Below are 17,605 nucleotides of genomic sequence, written 5' to 3' on the forward strand. Positions count from 1 at the left end.
AGGCAGGCCCAGGGACCGGCCGGAGAAACGGAGGGTCAGCATCAGCTATAAATGCTTAGAGAATCAATCCCTGGGGATCACACTCTTCCCTCAGGATCCGCAATTCTTCAGCCGTGGGCGGCGCCACCTCACCAGCCCTTGAAACGTCCACTGAAAATTCCATTTTTTCCAGAATCTGTTCGGGTGTAATGCCGGGATAATATCCAGAAAGGTACATCTCCTTAGTGGTATCGTCAAAGCCCATGGTGCCCATGTTGGTGATCACCATCATGGGGCCGCCCCGGGAAAGGCCGGCATTGGTTCGGCCGTCCGGTCCGTCAAGGTATCCCGGGCTGGTCAGATAATCGAGTTTTTTAACAAACTTTCGTCGTTCCTGCTGCATGAAGATGAGACTTTTCGGTACAAACGAGGCCACGTCGCAACCGCCGCCACTGCCGGAGAACCGGGTTTTCGGATGGTCATAATCACCGATCACCGTGGAGTTCAGGTTGCCGAACTTGTCGATCTGGGCCGCACCCAGGATACCGATCACATGGTCACCCGTGATCTTGTTCTGCATGGTTGCAAACGCGTCCAGAAGCCCACCATTGGACGAAGTGTGGAACATGACCCTGGAGTCGGCCACGGCCATGGGAATCTCTTCAAGCCGTGAATCAATGGCACCGGTTTCAAAGAAAATAACGCTCTCAGGTGCATTTATTTTTTTGGCCGCCATTGCCGCCAGCATGGATATTCCCGTTCCGCAAAACACGATGTCCAAGTCCTGGATCTGCCTTGCGGCTACGATTGTCATCATCTCTTTTAATGTGTATTCCATCCCTGTCTCCTGGATTCAACTTCGGTCAAGATTGGCGGCATAGCCCGTTCGCGGGTCTGCTGCCAGGCGTGCCATGGCATCGGCCCCCATGAGTTCCACCAGTGCCCCATGGGTTTGCGGCGTATAAACATAGCGATCCAGATAAGCCTGGTACATGTCATCGTCCTTTGCATGGTCGGCATACATGTGCAGATACTGGGGGTCATAATCATAGTGCATGTAACAGGCCGTGGGAAAAGCCCCGTTGGGCACATGGACCACGGCATCCACATGGATGAAAGGAATCTGGTTTTGATTGGATTCTTTTTTGAGTTCGTCGTTGTCGCACAGGGTTTCACAGGTGACCACCAGGTGTTTGGCCGCCTTGGCCTGCTCCACATCGGCAAAGGTCAATCCTTCAATCCGGCAGTTGCCGCTTCGGTCTGCCTTCTGGACATGGATGATGGTGACATCCGGGTTGATGGCAGGTACCAGGACCACCTTTTGGGTATCGCACCACCCTGTAAAGGGATTTTCAAACTCAATGAGTTTTTCGTCCGGTATTTTGGGAGAACCTTTTCTCATCTCTTTGGAAAATCCCCATCGGTTAATGATATCCGTACCAAGGGAGGACCGGGTGGGCAAAAAGGGAATGCCCATGGACCCAGCCAGAAATCTCAAAGTCATCTGGTAGTTGGTATAATCTTCCACCTCAATGGTGCCCGCCTGAACGGCCTTCTTGAACCGTATGCAGGTGGATGCAAATTTTCCATTGCCCCCATAGGCGATCTCAAGCTTTGAGATGCATCCTGCCCCAATGAGTTCGTCCATGCCCTGGCCATTGGAATGAACATAGAGATGGAGATTCTTAATCTTCTGACGAATGATCTCATAGACCGCAGCCATGGGATTGCGGTTGATGGTGAACCCGCCGATGGAAAGGTGACTGCCCGGTTTAACAAAGGTGGCAATCGCCTCTTTAAGCTCCATTACTTTATTTTGCCCGACGTTCATACGCTGTCTGTCCTTTTTTTTATATGAAACGCCCACCAAAACATAGCCAGTGAGGGCATTTCAAATTTCGTTGTGGCCGAAAGCAAATACCTCGCTCCGGCCGTGCCGGTTTTATAAGAAACTCTTGTCGAAACATCATTGTGAAAGTCTCGACTTTAGAGCCCTCTTTGGTTTCCCTGACTGGAACATTGTAAACCAAAGGGGTTAGGATTTTTGCCCTTCCAGGCGTTAAGAAGCGCAGGCTGTTTGAGGACTTTAGCCCGCAGTTCCTGCGCTTTAGTCTGGAAGGGCAGAAATTCCCCCGACGTTTACCGTTCCGGTCAGGGTAACCAAAGAGGGCGGAATGGTACTATCGCCTGCCCGGTATTATCGTGTTTCATGCTTCGTTGTGTCGGCAGGCCGACATGGCCGTTATATGAAACACCCACCGAAGCATTGCAAACAGAGGCGTGTATCATTCGTTGTGGCCAGGTCAAATACCCTGCTCAGGCCATGCCGGTTTTATATGAAACTCGCTTCGACCGGCCGGCGGAAACGGGTATTGCCCTTCACTCATTCTCGCAGGCCGTCCATGGCCTGCTCCGAGGGAAATGGCAACTCCTTGGACCTCGTGTCCACCGTTGCCATTTAACCCGTTCAGGGCAACACCCGTTCCCGCCCGCCTACTACTGTCGAGTTTCATGCTTCGTTGTACCCGCCAGGACATGTGGGTTATAAGAAACTCCTGTTGAAACATCATTGTAAAAGTCTCGACTTTCGAGCCCTCTTTGGTTTCCCTGACCGGAACATTGTAAATCAAAGGGGGCGGAATAGTACTATCGCCTCCCCTATATCATCGAGTTTCATGCTTTGTTGTGGCCGTGCACTTTAAATACAGTCTTCCGGAGCCAGGCGGCCCTGCTCATCCCACCCCCGAATGCGGTAATAGTCCTTGAGCATATATTCAAGTTCTCCAGGCTCAAGGTTTTGACCGGTTTTTTTCAACTCCCGGTGCAGGCCCTTGGGCAGGCGGTCGTCGGCCGGGGTCAGCCCCTCCCTGAGGTTAAATTGGCGAACCACGTTACTAACGGCATCTGCAACGCTTTGAAGGGTTGCCTTGTCTCCGGAAATACCGGTCAATGCATGGATCATCTCTCCCAGTCCCTCCCAGAGATAAAAATCCCTGTAGAAACGGCACAGGATAAGGGTGTCAAACAGGGTGAGGCGATTTTCAAAATCAAGGAGCATGGCTGCCTTGTTCTCGATCTGACCGGGTTCAATCATGCCGGCAAGTTCAGGTTTGTAAAAGGTTGCCCTTAAATGGCAGGCACCCCGGTCAGATGTGGCATAGGCAAGCCCCATTCCCTTGAGTACCCTGGGATCATACCCTGCAGGCTCAAGGCCCTTGGCATGGACGGCAATATCTTCAAGTCCCCATGCCCTGGCCGTTGGCTTGATGCCCTGGGCCAGGAGGTCCCCGATACCCTGCCGGCTCGATATCTCTTTGAGCAGGCGGGCCACCCCATCGGCATCCCCATAGGTGATGTCATAATCCACCCGACCCCGTTCCACGGCCTCCATGGTAAAGGCACACAGGTTGCCGGCTGTGATGGTGTCCATGCCCAGGCGGTCGCAAAGGTCGTTGAGGTAACAGATTTCTTCGATGCTGTCGATCATGCACAGCCCGCCAAAGGCGTACAGGGTTTCGTACTCCGGCCCTTCGATCTTAAGGCCTGCATGCCTTCCCTGTTTCACCGTTGTGAGGCGGCCGCAGGCCATGAGGCACTTACCACAGGCACTCGCCTTGACATCGCATTGGGAATGAAGGGCTGAGGCATTTATCTTTTCCCTGTGTTCACACTCCCCCTGGGACCAGTAGCGGGTGGGAAAGGCCTTGGCCTTGTTGAGCATATCCACCATCATGGGGGTGCCAAAGCTCTTGTACGCCTTGACGGCAGGGCTGTCCTTTGCCTCGGCCATGATTTTTCGGGTCAGGGTCTTGACCTCGTCAGGGGAAAAGGGCGTACGCTTGCGGTCCCCGTAAAAGACCAGGCCCTTGATTTTTTTCGATCCCAGGATGGTTCCCACGCCCGTGCGGCCAGCAGACCGCCAGTAATCATTTTCAATTACCCCGAAAACCACCAGGTTTTCAGCGGCCGGGCCAATGACCACAGCCCCCTTTTTCTTGTACCTGGACGGATCGGCAAAACGCTCGTTCAGGGCATCTTCGGCCGCATAGGTTTCCATGCCCCAGGTGTCGCCTGCATCATGGAACTTTGCACCTTCTGGCCCTATGGCAACGACCGTTGGCCCATCACAGGCCCCCCGGATCACAATGGCGTCAAACCCTGCGGCATCCACCGCCTCAGGCACCCTTCCCCCGGAGTAGGATTCAGAATAAAAACCGGTCTGGGGGGATTTTGTAAAGACCCCGTACCTGCACGACCCCCAGATGGAACTCTGGGTCACGGGACCTGTGGCAAATATAAGATGATTCTCAGGGGCAAGGGGGTCAACCCCGGGGGGGTTGAGCGTATAGAGCAGGTAGGAGGCCAACCCCTTGCCGCCGAGATATGTTCTCTGGATCTCCTCGGGAACGCTATCTATTTCAAACGATCGCTGATCGAGGTCTATCTTGAGTATTCTGTCGTAAAAACCATGCATGTTCTACCTCCTTGAAACAGCCTAGTTCATTGGCAAAGCGATGCTTGCGACACCCTCTGAGAAGTTGGACTTGATCTCGGCTACAAAGGTTTCCCAGCTGAGACCATAACGGTAAAAGGCCATGGAAGAAAGCTTCTTGGTGATAATGGCATTACGATAGGCCTGGAGGGCCTCCGAGTTCAAAAGATCCATGATCCCCTTCCGGCCAAGTTTCTTGATGATGATGGCCGGGATATAATTCTCCATGACATGCCAGACCATGTCCTGGTCTTCCAGGATTTCTGGAAGTTTTTCTTCAAACAGCTTTTGCACGGAAAAGATCTCCTCACTGGTCAGTTCGGAAAGAACAAACAGGGGAACGCTCGGATCTGTTTCATGGATCTGGATGAGCATACTGGTTTCAGCCACGGCATTATTATCCACCAATGCCATGATATCCCGGATCAGGGCCCACCGGGTTTCGGTATCGTTCAGCAGTTTCTCTTCGTAGTCTTCACCAAAAACAAAACCCGTGAGTACCTCAGCAATGGAGCTTGAAAACACACCACCCTTGTTGGCCGTGGTGTCTTTAATCTGCTTGATGGGGGTAGATGTGGCAATGTAGCGCCTTGATGCGTCGTCGAAAAAAACGTTGGCACCCTCTACAATGAACCTGAGCTCCTTGAAAAGGGAGGTAAATTTCACCACGTTACCCTGGTTGATGGTGTCTTTAAATCCACCGCAGGGAATAAAGGCCTCTATCTTTGCCTGGCTGATGATCTCCCGGTTGGCAGGATCGGACAGAAAATTTCGGTGGAACACCCTTCCATCCTCCACCCGCCTGTTGTTGGGAAGGATGATATTTTTGTCTGTCACCGCCACCCTGAACCCCTGGGGGCTGAGTTTATCCACGGGAAATTCAAGGGAATTTGCCCGGGGAGAGGTGTGGCGCATAAAGGCGATTTTCATCAACTCTTTTCTGTCAAGGCCATGGGGATCAAACAGAACCGAACCACCATCAAGGACTAGGCAGATCTTTCCCCGGTAGCACTGGATTTCGTTGCCACCAAGATCGCCGTCGGGCCCCCCCGTGATCATGAGGTTGAGATCCTCTTCAGCTGCCCCGTAATGGGAGACAAGTGTCCTGAAGCAGGCCATCACCCCCGTGGTGGTCATGCCGCTGACCTGAATCTTTCCCCCGATCCTGTCATGGATAAGATCCATGTCCATTGTGGCAGGTGACGCTGTTCCATTGATGTACAGCCGGGTTCCCTGATCTTTGCCCTCCCCTTCCAGGAGGCCAAACAGATCTCCATTGTCGAGCAGCCCATATATGTCATGGGGAATCCCAAAACTTTTCCCCGTGGTCATGGTACGCCAGTGCTTGTACCCCCTGGCCTTTGCACGCAGGGCAACGGCATCCATGAACGGTGCAGTGCCCTCATCCGGACCAAAAAAAATCATCTCCGGCATACCATGGTAATCAAGGATCGAATCATCCCCGAGCATTAAATCCATTATACCTTCGGTGTAGTCGTAAAGGGCATCCATGCCGTAGCCCGAATAAAGGGCATGGGGCACAACCACCCCCTTGGACCCGCTCTCACAGATATCCTTGTGCTTTAACCGCTGGGCCTTGGGCCCCAGGGCATAATTAAGAAGCACGGCATTGTCTAACTCGGCTGAATGGTTGGAACGCGATACCCTGATAAGCCGCAACCCCCCCCGGGCAATGTCGTCGGCTCTCAGGTGGGTACCGCAGGCGTAATGACCGTTCACAAGAAAGACGCCAAAAACAAACTGGTCAAACACAAGGGGATCAAGGATCCGGTTGTCAAACCGAAAGGCAAACGAACGTTTTTCAGGTTTATAGAAATTGGTCTTCAGGGTGCAGGCCACGATTTTAAACATGAATTCAAAGATATCGTAGCCAAGGGTAAAATCAATAAACCTGGAGGCAATGATATCTTTAAACGCCTTGAATTCACCATCAAGATCACCGACCGTTATGCCCTGGGATATGCCGGGATGAAATTTTTTATCAAAAAGGGCAAACAGCCGCTTGAACAGATCAGGATTCTCCTTTGCCGTGCTCATTATAATCTTGAAGCTGAAGGTCGATTTGTTGGAGCTGTGCACCCTTGCGGAAAAGGCGTCCCTGTGATCCCGTGTGGAAAGGGTTGCCAGGATCTCGCGATCCATTGCATTTTCACTCTCCTTGAAAACAAACATATGGGTGAAATCAATGGCATTGCCGGCAAAGATCATCTCCTGGAAGGTCAGCTTGCCCTCAACGTATAAATCCGTTATCGCGTTCACATTAAAGGCAAGAAACGACCCCAGGTCGGCCAGGATTTCTTTTTCTTTTTTCCTGGACAACTCTCCCTGGAGGTAGACCGAACAGATGGACGAGGGAACGGACGAATCCGCCCAATAGGGCTCCCAATAGGCCCGCATCAAAACCAGGCCATGGTCTTCAAACAGTCGCCTGAGCACAGGCAGCTGGGGGGATGCAAAATCGCTGTCGAACATCAGGCGGGTCTCGCCTGTCTCGGGCAGATTAAACACCTCAATGAGCGGAGTTACTGATTTCTCAACCGCTGCCAGGAAACGTTCATATCGCCTTCTTGTGGGTTCGGGGGTGGAGATATAATCACCGGCAAGGGTGTAGAGAAACCGGGATGAGGTGAATTCGTTTTTCGTATAATCCTGAACCGTTTCCGGCCGGATCATATAGGTGAAATAATCGTTTTCCGGGCTGTAGTAATACTCACGGCTGTGCCCCGGGATGAGATTTTCCAGAATTTTTTCCATGCTGTCCCGGGTCTCCCGGGTGGCAATTCTGACCTTCTGGAAATTGTTATTCTGCTCCAGATCAAAATCCACATGGGCCACCCGCCCCACCAGAACCACCTTGTCATCCTGAAAGGTGATACTGGTGGCAATGGATGCCAGGATCTGTTTGAGTGACGCTTTGCTGATATTTTCAAAGAAATAATTGGGCAGCCCCAGGTCGTTCAAGAGAATTCCAGCGGCCATGTTAATACAATTTGCCGTGATCAGGCCTTCGGAGGCAAGATCAATAACAGCCTCATATAAAATCTTGAAATCAAGATTTACCCCCTGGGCCTTGTCAATGATCTCATGGCCCTTTGTGACAGAAGCAAAACAACCGGAATTATTTTCCACGACGACTACTCCTTACTTTAAATTATAAATCTACATGCCAACAATGGATGGAAGCCAGAGAACGATTTCAGGAAAAAGCATGATCAGCAGCAGGCAGAGAAACTGCAGCCCAATAAACGGCCACACCGATTTATATATCTGCCCCATGGAAATATTTGCAGGTACAACCCCCCGCATATAAAAGAGAACAAACCCAAAAGGCGGTGTCAGGTATGCCATCTGCATGTTTACGATAAAAAGAATGCCAAACCAGAGGGGATCAAATCCCAGAAGGCTTATCAGTGGGACATAGATGGGTACTGTGATCATGATGATGGGCAGATCGTCCATGACCATTCCAAGAAAGAAAAAACTGAGCTGCATGGCAATGAGAACCACCCAACGGTTGATGCCCAAAGATTCGATAAAATCATTTAAAAGACTTGGCAGTCCCAGGGTGTTGACCACGGCAGAAAAGGCAAGGCAGCCAATGATGATCCACAATACCATACTGGTGAGGTAGGCTGTTTTTTCTGCGGCAGTGGAGATAATTTTTGCTACCCCTTTAACAGACCTTACCCGTGCGACTACAATGAGAATCGACACAAACGCACCCACGGCGGCCGCTTCCGTCGGGGTTGCCATGCCGGAAAAAATGGTACCCATGATGGAAAAAATCAGGACAAAGGGCATTGCCAGGTTTTTAATACAGAGAAATTTTTCAGCCCAGGTGGCCCGCTCTTCCTTGGGCACGGGGGGCGCAAGCGAAGGATTGATCAAACTGCGGATGAGGATGTAACCCATGAAAAGCCCTGCCAGCATAAACCCAGGTAAAACGCCTGCCAGAAACATCTTGCCAATGGAAAGATTGGACAAAGAGGCATAGACGATCATGGTTACACTGGGAGGAATGAGAAACCCCAGGGCACCGCCGCCGGAAATGCAGCCAATGGCCAGGGTGGTTTTGTATCCTCTTTTGAGCATTGCAGGAAGGGCAATCAGCCCCATGGTGACCGTTGCTGCCCCAACCACCCCCACCATGGCGGCAAAAATCACACAGATAAAGACCGTTCCAATGGCAAGCCCGCCCGGTATGGGCCCAAGCCATTTATAGATCATTTCAAATATTTCATCTGCAATGCCTGACTTTTCAAGCATACACCCGATGAAGATAAACAGGGGAATGGCCAGAAGGATGATACTGGACATGTTCTCAAGAATCGAGGGAGGCAGAAGCATCAGAAATCTTGGCCCGTTGATCATGAGCAGCGAAAGAATGCCGACGGCCCCAAGGGTAAAGGCCACGGGGGTTCTGAGGATAAAAAGAACAACAACAGCCAGAAACATTACAACAACGACCAGTGCAGGATTCATCGTGTGCTCCTCTGCTTGAATTGAATGATGCTCCGGGCAAGATCTGCCAGAATCTGAAGAAGGAAGAACAGCGAACCCAGGGGAAGCATGGTCTTGACCGGCCAGAGCAGGGGTGCGAAAAGCGTATGGGAATGTTGCCCTGTAACAAATGCGTGCCAGGCAAATTTATACCCCTGCCAGAACAGGACGGTGAACATGAACAGAGCAATAATGGAAACAACCATATCTGCCAGGTCCTTGGCCTTGTCTGGAAAGTATTGATAGATGATATCAACGGCCACATGCCCTTTTTCAAGGAGCACCCATGCCCCGGTCAGGGCCACATAGCCTGCGAACAAAAACCCGCAGAGTTCATGGACCCAGATGGTGGGACTGTCAAAGAAATACCTTGCGATGACTTCATATACCATGAGTAACATGAACACAAAAATCAGGTAGGACGCTGCCCTGCCGATCTTCTTGTTCATCGTCTCGACAACATTGATAAACGTTTCGATTTTTTGCATATAAGATCCCATATATCTGTGCTGATGTGGATAGGATCAGCCCCGGACCCATCCGGGTCCGGGGCTGACGTTTTCTAGAACTTATAGCCGCGGTTTCTCAAATCCTGCTTGACAAGTTCAATATATTTCGCAGAAAGTTCATCTTCCTTTGCCAGCTGGTTATCCCAGAGGTTGACTGCGGTGTGCATCCACTGAGTTACAGCATCATCGGAAAGCTGAATAAACTGGGCACCCTCGGCCTCCATCTTAGCTTTGACCGAGACAGCGTCTTCGTTAAAGATCTGGGCGACCTTAAGGGAGCATGTTTTAAGGGCTTTTTCAAATATGGCCTTGAGATCGTCGGGAAGTTCCTGCCATCTCTCCATATTGAGAATCACCTCACAGTTCTGGGCACCGCTGATATTGGGAACAGTCTGGTATTTTGCCACTTCATAGGTCTTGGCAAGATAGCTTTCTGCATGGCTGCCACTGATCTCAGCATCAATGGTTCCCCGGGAAAGGGCCACATATATCTCTGAAAAAGGAATGAAAACCGTGGGGACACCCATTTCCATGAGGGTTTTGGCAATGGTTCCTGAAGCCCTGATCTTAATTTTTTTCAAATCTTCCCAGGTCTTGATGGGTTCCTTGGACACGATGGTATATCCATCCCACACAAGGGGGGCCCCGTAAAACACGTTCTGGCTGGCATAGGCGTCACGAAGAAACGCAATGGTAGCGGGCTGATAAATGAAATCCGTGATCTCATCCACACCCCTTGGATCTCCGGGAAGGGCAAACGAAGTTGCAGCAACGGGGAGGATACCGCCGTGGTAGCAGCTGCACGTGGTTCCCATATCAATTGAACCGTTCCCAACGGTCTCAAAAACATTTGGACCTTTCACAAGGGCGCCCGATGGAAGCACCTGGATCTTGATCCTGCCGTTGCTCTCCTTGTTCAGATTCTTGGCCATCTCCTTTACGGCAGTGGTCACAGGATGATTCAGGGAGAACATATTCTGCATGGTGAACTTGTAGACCTTTTTAGCATGGGCCTTATTAACAGCGGTTGACAGGGAAAGCGTCAACATCACGGCAATGGAAAGAATCAAAAACTTGGAAATATAGGAAAACACACGTTGGATAATCGGCATGGTTGCTACTCCTTTTTTCATTATTTTCTCATTTTCAGTTCTGCAACGGACACTCCTGTTACGAAATTCACGATAAGATCTATGCAGTCTTTGGCACCTCCTCTTTGGCTCAACACATTTTTCCAACTCCAAACCCAGCCAGATGAACAGCGATGGCCTTAATCGCCTTTTTTCAAACAGTTAATTCGGTAGCAAACTGTATGCCAGCAGCTCAAACTTGCCGGAAACAGGTAGCTGTTGGTAAATCTTAAGGGAACAGTATTGGTTCCAGGACAAAAATGAAAGAACAATGTTCTTGATTGTATGCACTGGTACATATCCCTGGAAAAGAAAAACAGCTGCCAAACCTGTGGTTAAGGGAGATCAAGCAGATTTAACCCTAATATGCACCCGCGCATATTTAATGCACCCATGCATCAAAACAATTCTTTCCCGGCCACGTAAACCACCCCATAATTCCCCATTCAGTCCGGTTTTCAAGGCAGACAGGCCTTTGACCCGGAAAAAACAACGACAAGGCACACAAATTGCTGTGCTTGTACAGACAACGGACAACATCCTGGAATGAGTAAACCAATAAAACCGCATTTTATTATTGATGGAGAAAAAGATCATGACAGAAAACAGATCAGACTATTATCAGAAATTGCGTAATAAGAACGTTCCCCAGGGGCCTGCCAATATAACGCCGGCGTATATTGCAAAGGCATCCGGCGCAACTATGACCGATCTTGAAGGCAAGGAATACATCGATTTTGCCGGGGGCATCGGGGTCAACAATGTTGGACACGCCCATCCAAAAGTAGTTGCAGCCATCAAGGATCAGGCAGACAAATTTATCCATACCTGCTTCCATGTGGGAATGTACGAATCCTACGTTGACCTTGCAGCAAAGTTGAACGAGCTTGTACCTGGGGATTTCCCAAAAATGACCATGTTTGCCAACGCAGGTGCCGAAGCCGTTGAAAATGCCGTCAAGATCGCACGCTACGCCACAAAGAGACCGGCTGTGATTGCCATGGAAAACGGTTTCCACGGCAGAACCCTGCTGACCATGTCTTTGACAAGTAAGGTCAAACCCTATAAATTCGGTTTTGGTCCGTTTGCTCCAGAAGTTTACCGTATCCCCTATGCCTACTGCTACCGATGCCCGTTTGGGCTCAAATACCCCAACTGCGGCGTTGCCTGCGCAGATTACCTGGAAGATTTTTTCATCTCCAACGTGGCAGCAGAATCAACGGCAGCCATCATTGCAGAGCCCATCCAGGGCGAAGGCGGTTTTGTCACACCTCCGCCCGAGTACTTTCCCAAACTTGCCGCAATCTGCAAGAAATACGGTATTGCCCTGATCATTGACGAGGTCCAGTCCGGCGCCGGAAGAACCGGCAAATTTCTGGCCATTGAGCACTGGAACGTTGAGCCTGATATCGTCACCATGGCAAAGAGCCTGGGAGGTGGAATGCCCCTTTCTGCCATCACCGGCAGAAAAGAGTTCATGGAAGCCCCCCACATTGGCGGCCTGGGCGGCACCTATTCAGGCAACCCCATCTCATGCGCAGCAGCCCTTGCCGTTCTCGAAATTTTGTTCGAGGACAAACTCCTTGAACGTTCCCGTGAGCTTGGTGAAATTCTCCAGAAACGGTTTTCTGACCTCCAGAGCAAGTTTGAAATCATCGGCGAAGTCAGAGGCAAGGGACCCATGCTTGGAATGGAGCTTGTCAAAGACAGGGAGACCAAAGAACCCGCAACCGAGCTGACCAAGAAACTGACACAGATCTGTTTTGACAAGGGTCTTATTCTTCTGTCCTGCGGCAACTTTGGAAATGTCATCAGAACCCTCATGCCTTTCGTCATCACCGACGCGCAACTGGACAAGGGGCTGTCCATCCTGGAAGAGAGCCTCCACGAACTTACAAAATAAGTGGTATGGGTCAGGCGCTGGGGTATTGTTGTGGCACCCCCACAGCAACCTGGGTCTGACCCTGTTTTCCCCGTCGTGACAATCGACCAATGATAATATCCAGACCTAAATTTCACGGAGGAACCCCTTTTGCCAAACGAATTTCTCAACAAAAAGATTTACATTAACAGCATCCCCCAGACCGTTATCGCAGATGCAGACACAAGCCTTGCAGAGGTGATTCGGCAAAATCTCGGGTTGACCGGCACAAAAATTGGTTGCAACAAGGGACAATGCGGTGCCTGCAATGTCATCTTGAACGGCAAATTAATTCGTTCGTGCATCACCAAATGGGCCAGGGTACCCAATGATTCAACAATTATGACCATTGAAGGACTGGGCGACGTGGAAAAGCTTCACCCCCTGCAGTGGGCGTTTACCGTCCATGGCGCCATTCAGTGCGGATTCTGCACCCCGGGTTTCATCATAAGCGCAAAAGTATTTCTCGACCAGAATCCCGATCCTGCACGCCATGAGGTTCGCGCCTGGTTTCAGAAATACCGCAACGCCTGCCGGTGCACGGGATACAAGCAAATCGTTGATGCAGTCATGGATGCGGCAAAGGTTCTCAGGAACGAAAAAGAGATGGCAGCGTTTTCATCCCTGCTGGGCAAAAAAGGCGAGGTGTGGGGAACCTCCTATCCAAGACCCAGCGCTGTCTACAAGGCCACCGGCACCTGGGATTTTGGCGAAGATTTCAGAAACAAACTGCCCAGGGACACCCTTTACGGGGCCATGGTTCAATCCGAGATCTCCCACGCCGTTATTAAAGGCATCAACATCTCCAGGGCTGAAAAAATGCCCGGAGTCTACAAAATCGTCACGGCCAAGGATATCAAAGGGACCAATAAAATCGTTGGCCAGCCGACCCCCTGCCAGAATGGACTGGACCGGCCCATCTTCTGCGATGAAAAGATTTTCATGCGTGGTGACGTGGTCGCCCTTGTGTGTGCCGATACCCAGAAAAATGCAGACGCCGCAGCCAAAACGGTCATACTGGACCTTGAGCCGCTGCCGGCATACCTTTCTGCCATGGCGGCCATTGCGCCTGATGCCATGGAGATCCACCCGGGCACCCCCAACATTTACAACGAAAAACGAATTGCAAAGGGGGAAGATACCGCTCCCATCATGGCAGCATCCGACCATGTCGTGGAAAATGATTTTTACCTCCAGCGCCAGCCCCACCTAGTCATGGAACCCGATGTCGGGTTTGGCTACATGGACGAAGCGGGTCGTTTGACAATCCAGTCCAAAAGCATCTGGATCTACTTTCACAAGGCTCAGATGGCCCCCGGGCTCGGCCTTGAACCCGATCAGATCCGAATCATCCAGAACAACTCAGGCGGTTCATTCGGGTATAAACTGAGCATCACCTGCGAGGCAATCATCGGTGCTGCCGTGCTTGCCACAGGAAAACCCGTGTTCCTTGGCTATGATATGGCCCAGACCATCGGCTATACCCCCAACCGGTCACCGTTTGATATACACATGAAATTTGGCGCAGACAAAACCGGAAAAATAACAGCCATGGAAACCAAATTCTATGTGGACCATGGCCCCTATTCTGAATTTTCCGAGCGCCTCACCCAGAGGGGCACCCAGTTCATGGGAGCAAACTACGGCATTCCAAACATCCGGGGGGTCGGGTATACCGTATGTACCAACCAGACCTGGGGGTCTGCCTTCAGAGCCTTTGGATCTCCCCAGGCTTACCTTGCCACAGAGGTCCTCATGGACGAACTTGCAGAAAAAATAGGAATGGATCCCCTGGAACTCCGCTACCTGAACGTAATCCGTGAAGGCGACACCTTTCCCTTTGGACAGGCACCGGATGTCTACGTCTATCCTGCCCTGATCGACACCCTCCGCCCCAAATACCAGGCAGCCCTGGGCCGGGCAAACAAGGAATCCACTCAAACCGAGAAAAAAGGGGTGGGCGTTGCCCTGGGAGTGTTCGGCGCAACCCATGACGGCCCAGACACCGCAGACATCATAGTCGAGTTGACCGAAGAGGGCGTCACCGTATTCAACAACTGGGAAGACCATGGCCAGGGAGCGGATATCGGTGCCCTGGGAACGGCCCATGAAGCCCTAAAACCCCTTGGACTTGCACCCGAAGCGATCAAACTTGTGATGAACGACACGGCCCTGGCTCCCAATGCAGGGGCAGCATCGGGAAGCAGCTCCCAGGTGGTCAAGGGAAATGCCATTTTAAACGGATGCGAGCGCCTGCTCAACGCCATGGCAAAAGATGACGGCACCTTCAGGACCTATGGGGAGATGAAGGCGGAGAACCTGCAAACCCGCCACACCGGCACCTGGACCAACATGGGCGGCACCGTGTGCGATGAAAACGGCCAGGGGAAGCCCTTTGGAGCACTGATGTATGGCCTGTTCATGGCTGAAACGGCCGTGGACATCACAACGGGCAAGGTAAAGGTTGAAAAATTTACCTTTGTTTCAGATATTGGCGTAATCAATAACATTGCAACCGTGGAAGGACAGATGTACGGCGGACTTGCCCAGGGCATCGGGCTTGCCCTGTCTGAAGATTTCGAAAATATCGGGCGACATTCGACCCTGATGGGGGCAGGTCTACCCTATATCGAAGATGTTCCCGACGAAATGGAGCTCATTCACATGAACCATCCCCGGCAACACGGCGGTCCCTATGGTGCTTCTGGCATTGGCGAATTGCCCCTTACTGCGCCCCATCCGGCAATCCTCAACGCCATTTACAATGCCTGCGGCGTTCGCATCCGAAGGCTTCCGGCTCTTCCTGAAAAGATCCTGGAAGGATTAAAGGCCAACCAGGCCACAGCCCAGGGAGGCGCAACGACATAAAAACCAACCCGTCACTATATAACCGGCACGGCCGGAGCGAGGTATGGCTCCGGCCTCAACGAATATAGGAACTCTACAGCAGAGGTAGGCGGGAACGGGTATTACCCGCAGCGGATTAAACGGCAGCGATCAGCATGGACGCTGAAGGAGCTGCCGTTTCCCTCGGAGCAGCCCAGGACGGGCTGCGAGAATGAGCGGAGGGTTATACCCGTTCCCGTCTACCGGTCAGACGAGAGTTTCTGATAAACACTTTATGGTGGCGGGTTTTTAGGTCATGTGCCCAGGGCGTATTTTTTAAGTTTTCGGGCCACGGTGGATTGATTGAGCCCCAGAAGTTCTGCAGTTTTCTTCTGGGTGCCCTGGGTTTGCATGGTTTTTTCAAGCACCTTTTTTTCCAGACGTTCGATCATCTCCTGAAGGGTGAGGGCAGAGTCCCACAGTTCCTGCTCACAGGTTCCAGATCCCACGGAGGATAAAACACTGGCAGGAAGATCCGTATAGGCCATGCAACCCTTGCTTGACATGACCACAAGGCGTTCACAAATATTTATCAACTCCCTGACATTTCCAGGATAATCGTATAAGACAAGGGCATCTGACACTTCCGAGGTGAGGGAGACCGCCCTTTTCATCGCATATTTTTTGCTGAACAGTTCAACATAGTGGTTGAGCAGGGGAAGGATGCACTCTTTTCTTTCCCTCAGGGGAGGAATGGCAAGGGGTATGACATTGAGCCTGTAATAGAGATCCCTTCTAAACAGGTTCTTCTCGATCATGGCCTTGAGATCCTGGTTTGTGGCTGCAATGATGCGTACATCAATGATTCTGTCAACAGTTCCACCCACACGGCAGACCGTTCCGTCTTCAAGAAAACCCAAAAGCTTGACCTGGGAGGAGAGGGGCAGCTCTCCAATCTCATCCAGAAAAAGAGTGCCCTTGTCCGCCATTTCAAACTTGCCCGGTTTCCCTGATTTATGGGCCCCGGTAAAAGCGCCTTTTTCATACCCAAACAGTTCACTTTCAACCAGGGATTCAGGGATTGCACCACAGTTAAGCTTTATCAGAGGCTCATCCGCCCTTGCAGAATGTTTGTGAATCAAGTTAGCAAGGATACTTTTGCCCGTTCCGGACTCACCCAGAAAAACAACCGTGGAATCCACATGGGCAAGTTTTACCGCCTTCTGGATGGTTGCCACATAATTTGCACTCCTGGCGATGACCTCTCTGGATTCTGTCTCTTCGATCTGCAGCTCCAGCAGATCTCGTTTGTATCGATCATTTAACGCCTCGGTCTCTTTCAACTCTGCCTGAAGATCTGTAATTTCAGTGATATCCCTTTCATTTACCACCACCCTGAAAATCTTCCCGGTTTCCTTGTCAAACACAGGGGTCCCCGTCAGAAAAAGCTTTTTTCCGGTCCTGGTTTTCTGAAAGATGCTGGTTCTCTTGCCTGTTTTAAGAACATCCAGGGTGACGGATTTGTTGATATACCCCTCTGCCACGATCTGCGTCATGCACTTTCCAATCATATCCTCAGCCTTGAGTTCGTTCAACCGTTCGGATGCCGCGTTGAGGCGCAACACAACCCCATTGCCGTCACAGATCCACAATCCGTCATTGCTTGAATCGATGAGGGTATCCAGTTCATAGGACAAATGCTGAAAATACTTCACTTTTTTTTTAAGACGATCCATCTCCGTAGTTTCATGTAAAATCGAAAAGACACCTTCCACCCCATGGCGATGAACAATGGGATGAATGTCTACGGAGAAATGACGTTTTCCCCGTTCAACAACCAGGTCAACAAGGGGCGCCATTGTCTGGATCACGGTTGAGACCCCGGCTGAAAGTTCTGGAAGGGTTGAATCAAGGAGGGTTCCAGGGAAAATGGCTAAAGTCTGCTGACACCTTTCATTGGAAATCAGCACCCGGAAGCGGGTGTCAAAAACGATAATTGCATCTGAAATTGCATTGAGAAAAACGTCGATAATTTTTCCCCGGGAAAGCGCCCCATCTTTTTCCTCAAGGGAAGAGGCTTCCATCTGGAAAAGTTCTGAAATCATGGAACACATTTCTGGTTTACAGCTCCTTTAACTTTGAGGAATCACAATATTGTATTATAGCTTACACGATTTAGCCCTTTGGGACAAATTTAAAATCCGTACCATGGTTTTTTGGCCCATGA

At 50.9% G+C, this 17,605-nt stretch carries 11 protein-coding genes; 2 read left to right on the forward strand and 9 right to left on the reverse strand.

All coding sequences use genetic code 11. The features are described 5' to 3' along the window. Nucleotides 1-55 precede the first annotated feature (55 nt). The 8 genes from HRM2_RS19080 to HRM2_RS19115 form a co-directional block, all read right to left on the reverse strand. A complete protein-coding gene (locus tag HRM2_RS19080) occupies nucleotides 56-817 on the reverse strand; it encodes a CoA-transferase subunit beta (RefSeq protein ID WP_015905669.1) in 762 nt (253 codons plus the stop codon). 15 nt (nucleotides 818-832) lie between these two features. Continuing rightward, entirely contained in the window at nucleotides 833-1,810 is a 978-nt protein-coding gene (locus tag HRM2_RS19085; RefSeq protein ID WP_015905670.1) for a CoA transferase subunit A, read from the reverse strand. A gap of 472 nt (nucleotides 1,811-2,282) precedes the next feature. After that, nucleotides 2,283-2,492, reverse strand: a complete 210-nt coding sequence (locus tag HRM2_RS19090; protein ID WP_232364078.1) for a hypothetical protein — start codon at nucleotides 2,490-2,492, stop codon at nucleotides 2,283-2,285. Nucleotides 2,493-2,677: 185 nt separating this feature from the next. After that, the gene (locus HRM2_RS19095; RefSeq protein WP_015905671.1) at nucleotides 2,678-4,453 is read right to left on the reverse strand and encodes an aldehyde ferredoxin oxidoreductase family protein; all 1,776 of its coding nucleotides are present in this window, start codon (nucleotides 4,451-4,453) and stop codon (nucleotides 2,678-2,680) included. A gap of 21 nt (nucleotides 4,454-4,474) precedes the next feature. Then, nucleotides 4,475-7,621 (reverse strand): NAD-glutamate dehydrogenase domain-containing protein, encoded by a 3,147-nt coding sequence (locus HRM2_RS19100; RefSeq protein ID WP_015905672.1) that lies wholly within the window; start codon nucleotides 7,619-7,621, stop codon nucleotides 4,475-4,477. A gap of 30 nt (nucleotides 7,622-7,651) precedes the next feature. Continuing rightward, a complete protein-coding gene (locus HRM2_RS19105; RefSeq protein WP_015905673.1) occupies nucleotides 7,652-8,974 on the reverse strand; it encodes a TRAP transporter large permease in 1,323 nt (440 codons plus the stop codon). Beyond that, on the reverse strand, nucleotides 8,971-9,441 hold the full coding sequence (locus tag HRM2_RS19110; RefSeq protein WP_232364079.1) for a TRAP transporter small permease subunit: 471 nt from the start codon (nucleotides 9,439-9,441) through the stop codon (nucleotides 8,971-8,973). The genes HRM2_RS19105 and HRM2_RS19110 overlap by 4 nt, the downstream gene beginning before the upstream one ends. 113 nt (nucleotides 9,442-9,554) lie before the next feature. Then, nucleotides 9,555-10,634 carry a TRAP transporter substrate-binding protein gene (locus HRM2_RS19115; RefSeq protein WP_232364080.1) on the reverse strand — a complete coding sequence of 360 codons (1,080 nt, stop codon included), beginning with the start codon at nucleotides 10,632-10,634 and terminating at the stop codon, nucleotides 9,555-9,557. A 592-nt stretch (nucleotides 10,635-11,226) separates the two neighbouring features. Between HRM2_RS19115 and gabT the strand changes: the two genes are divergently transcribed. After that, nucleotides 11,227-12,534 (forward strand): 4-aminobutyrate--2-oxoglutarate transaminase, encoded by a 1,308-nt coding sequence (gene gabT / locus HRM2_RS19125; protein WP_015905677.1) that lies wholly within the window; start codon nucleotides 11,227-11,229, stop codon nucleotides 12,532-12,534. 129 nt (nucleotides 12,535-12,663) lie between these two features. Continuing rightward, nucleotides 12,664-15,420 carry a molybdopterin-dependent aldehyde oxidoreductase gene (locus tag HRM2_RS19130; RefSeq protein WP_015905678.1) on the forward strand — a complete coding sequence of 919 codons (2,757 nt, stop codon included), beginning with the start codon at nucleotides 12,664-12,666 and terminating at the stop codon, nucleotides 15,418-15,420. Between the two features lie 272 nt (nucleotides 15,421-15,692). On the opposite strand, the gene HRM2_RS19135 is transcribed toward HRM2_RS19130, so the two are convergent. Beyond that, nucleotides 15,693-17,492, reverse strand: a complete 1,800-nt coding sequence (locus tag HRM2_RS19135) for a sigma-54-dependent Fis family transcriptional regulator (RefSeq protein ID WP_015905679.1) — start codon at nucleotides 17,490-17,492, stop codon at nucleotides 15,693-15,695. Nucleotides 17,493-17,605: the final 113 nt, after the last annotated feature.

The sequence above is a fragment of the Desulforapulum autotrophicum HRM2 genome (assembly GCF_000020365.1).
GTDB classification, from domain to species: domain Bacteria; phylum Desulfobacterota; class Desulfobacteria; order Desulfobacterales; family Desulfobacteraceae; genus Desulforapulum; species Desulforapulum autotrophicum.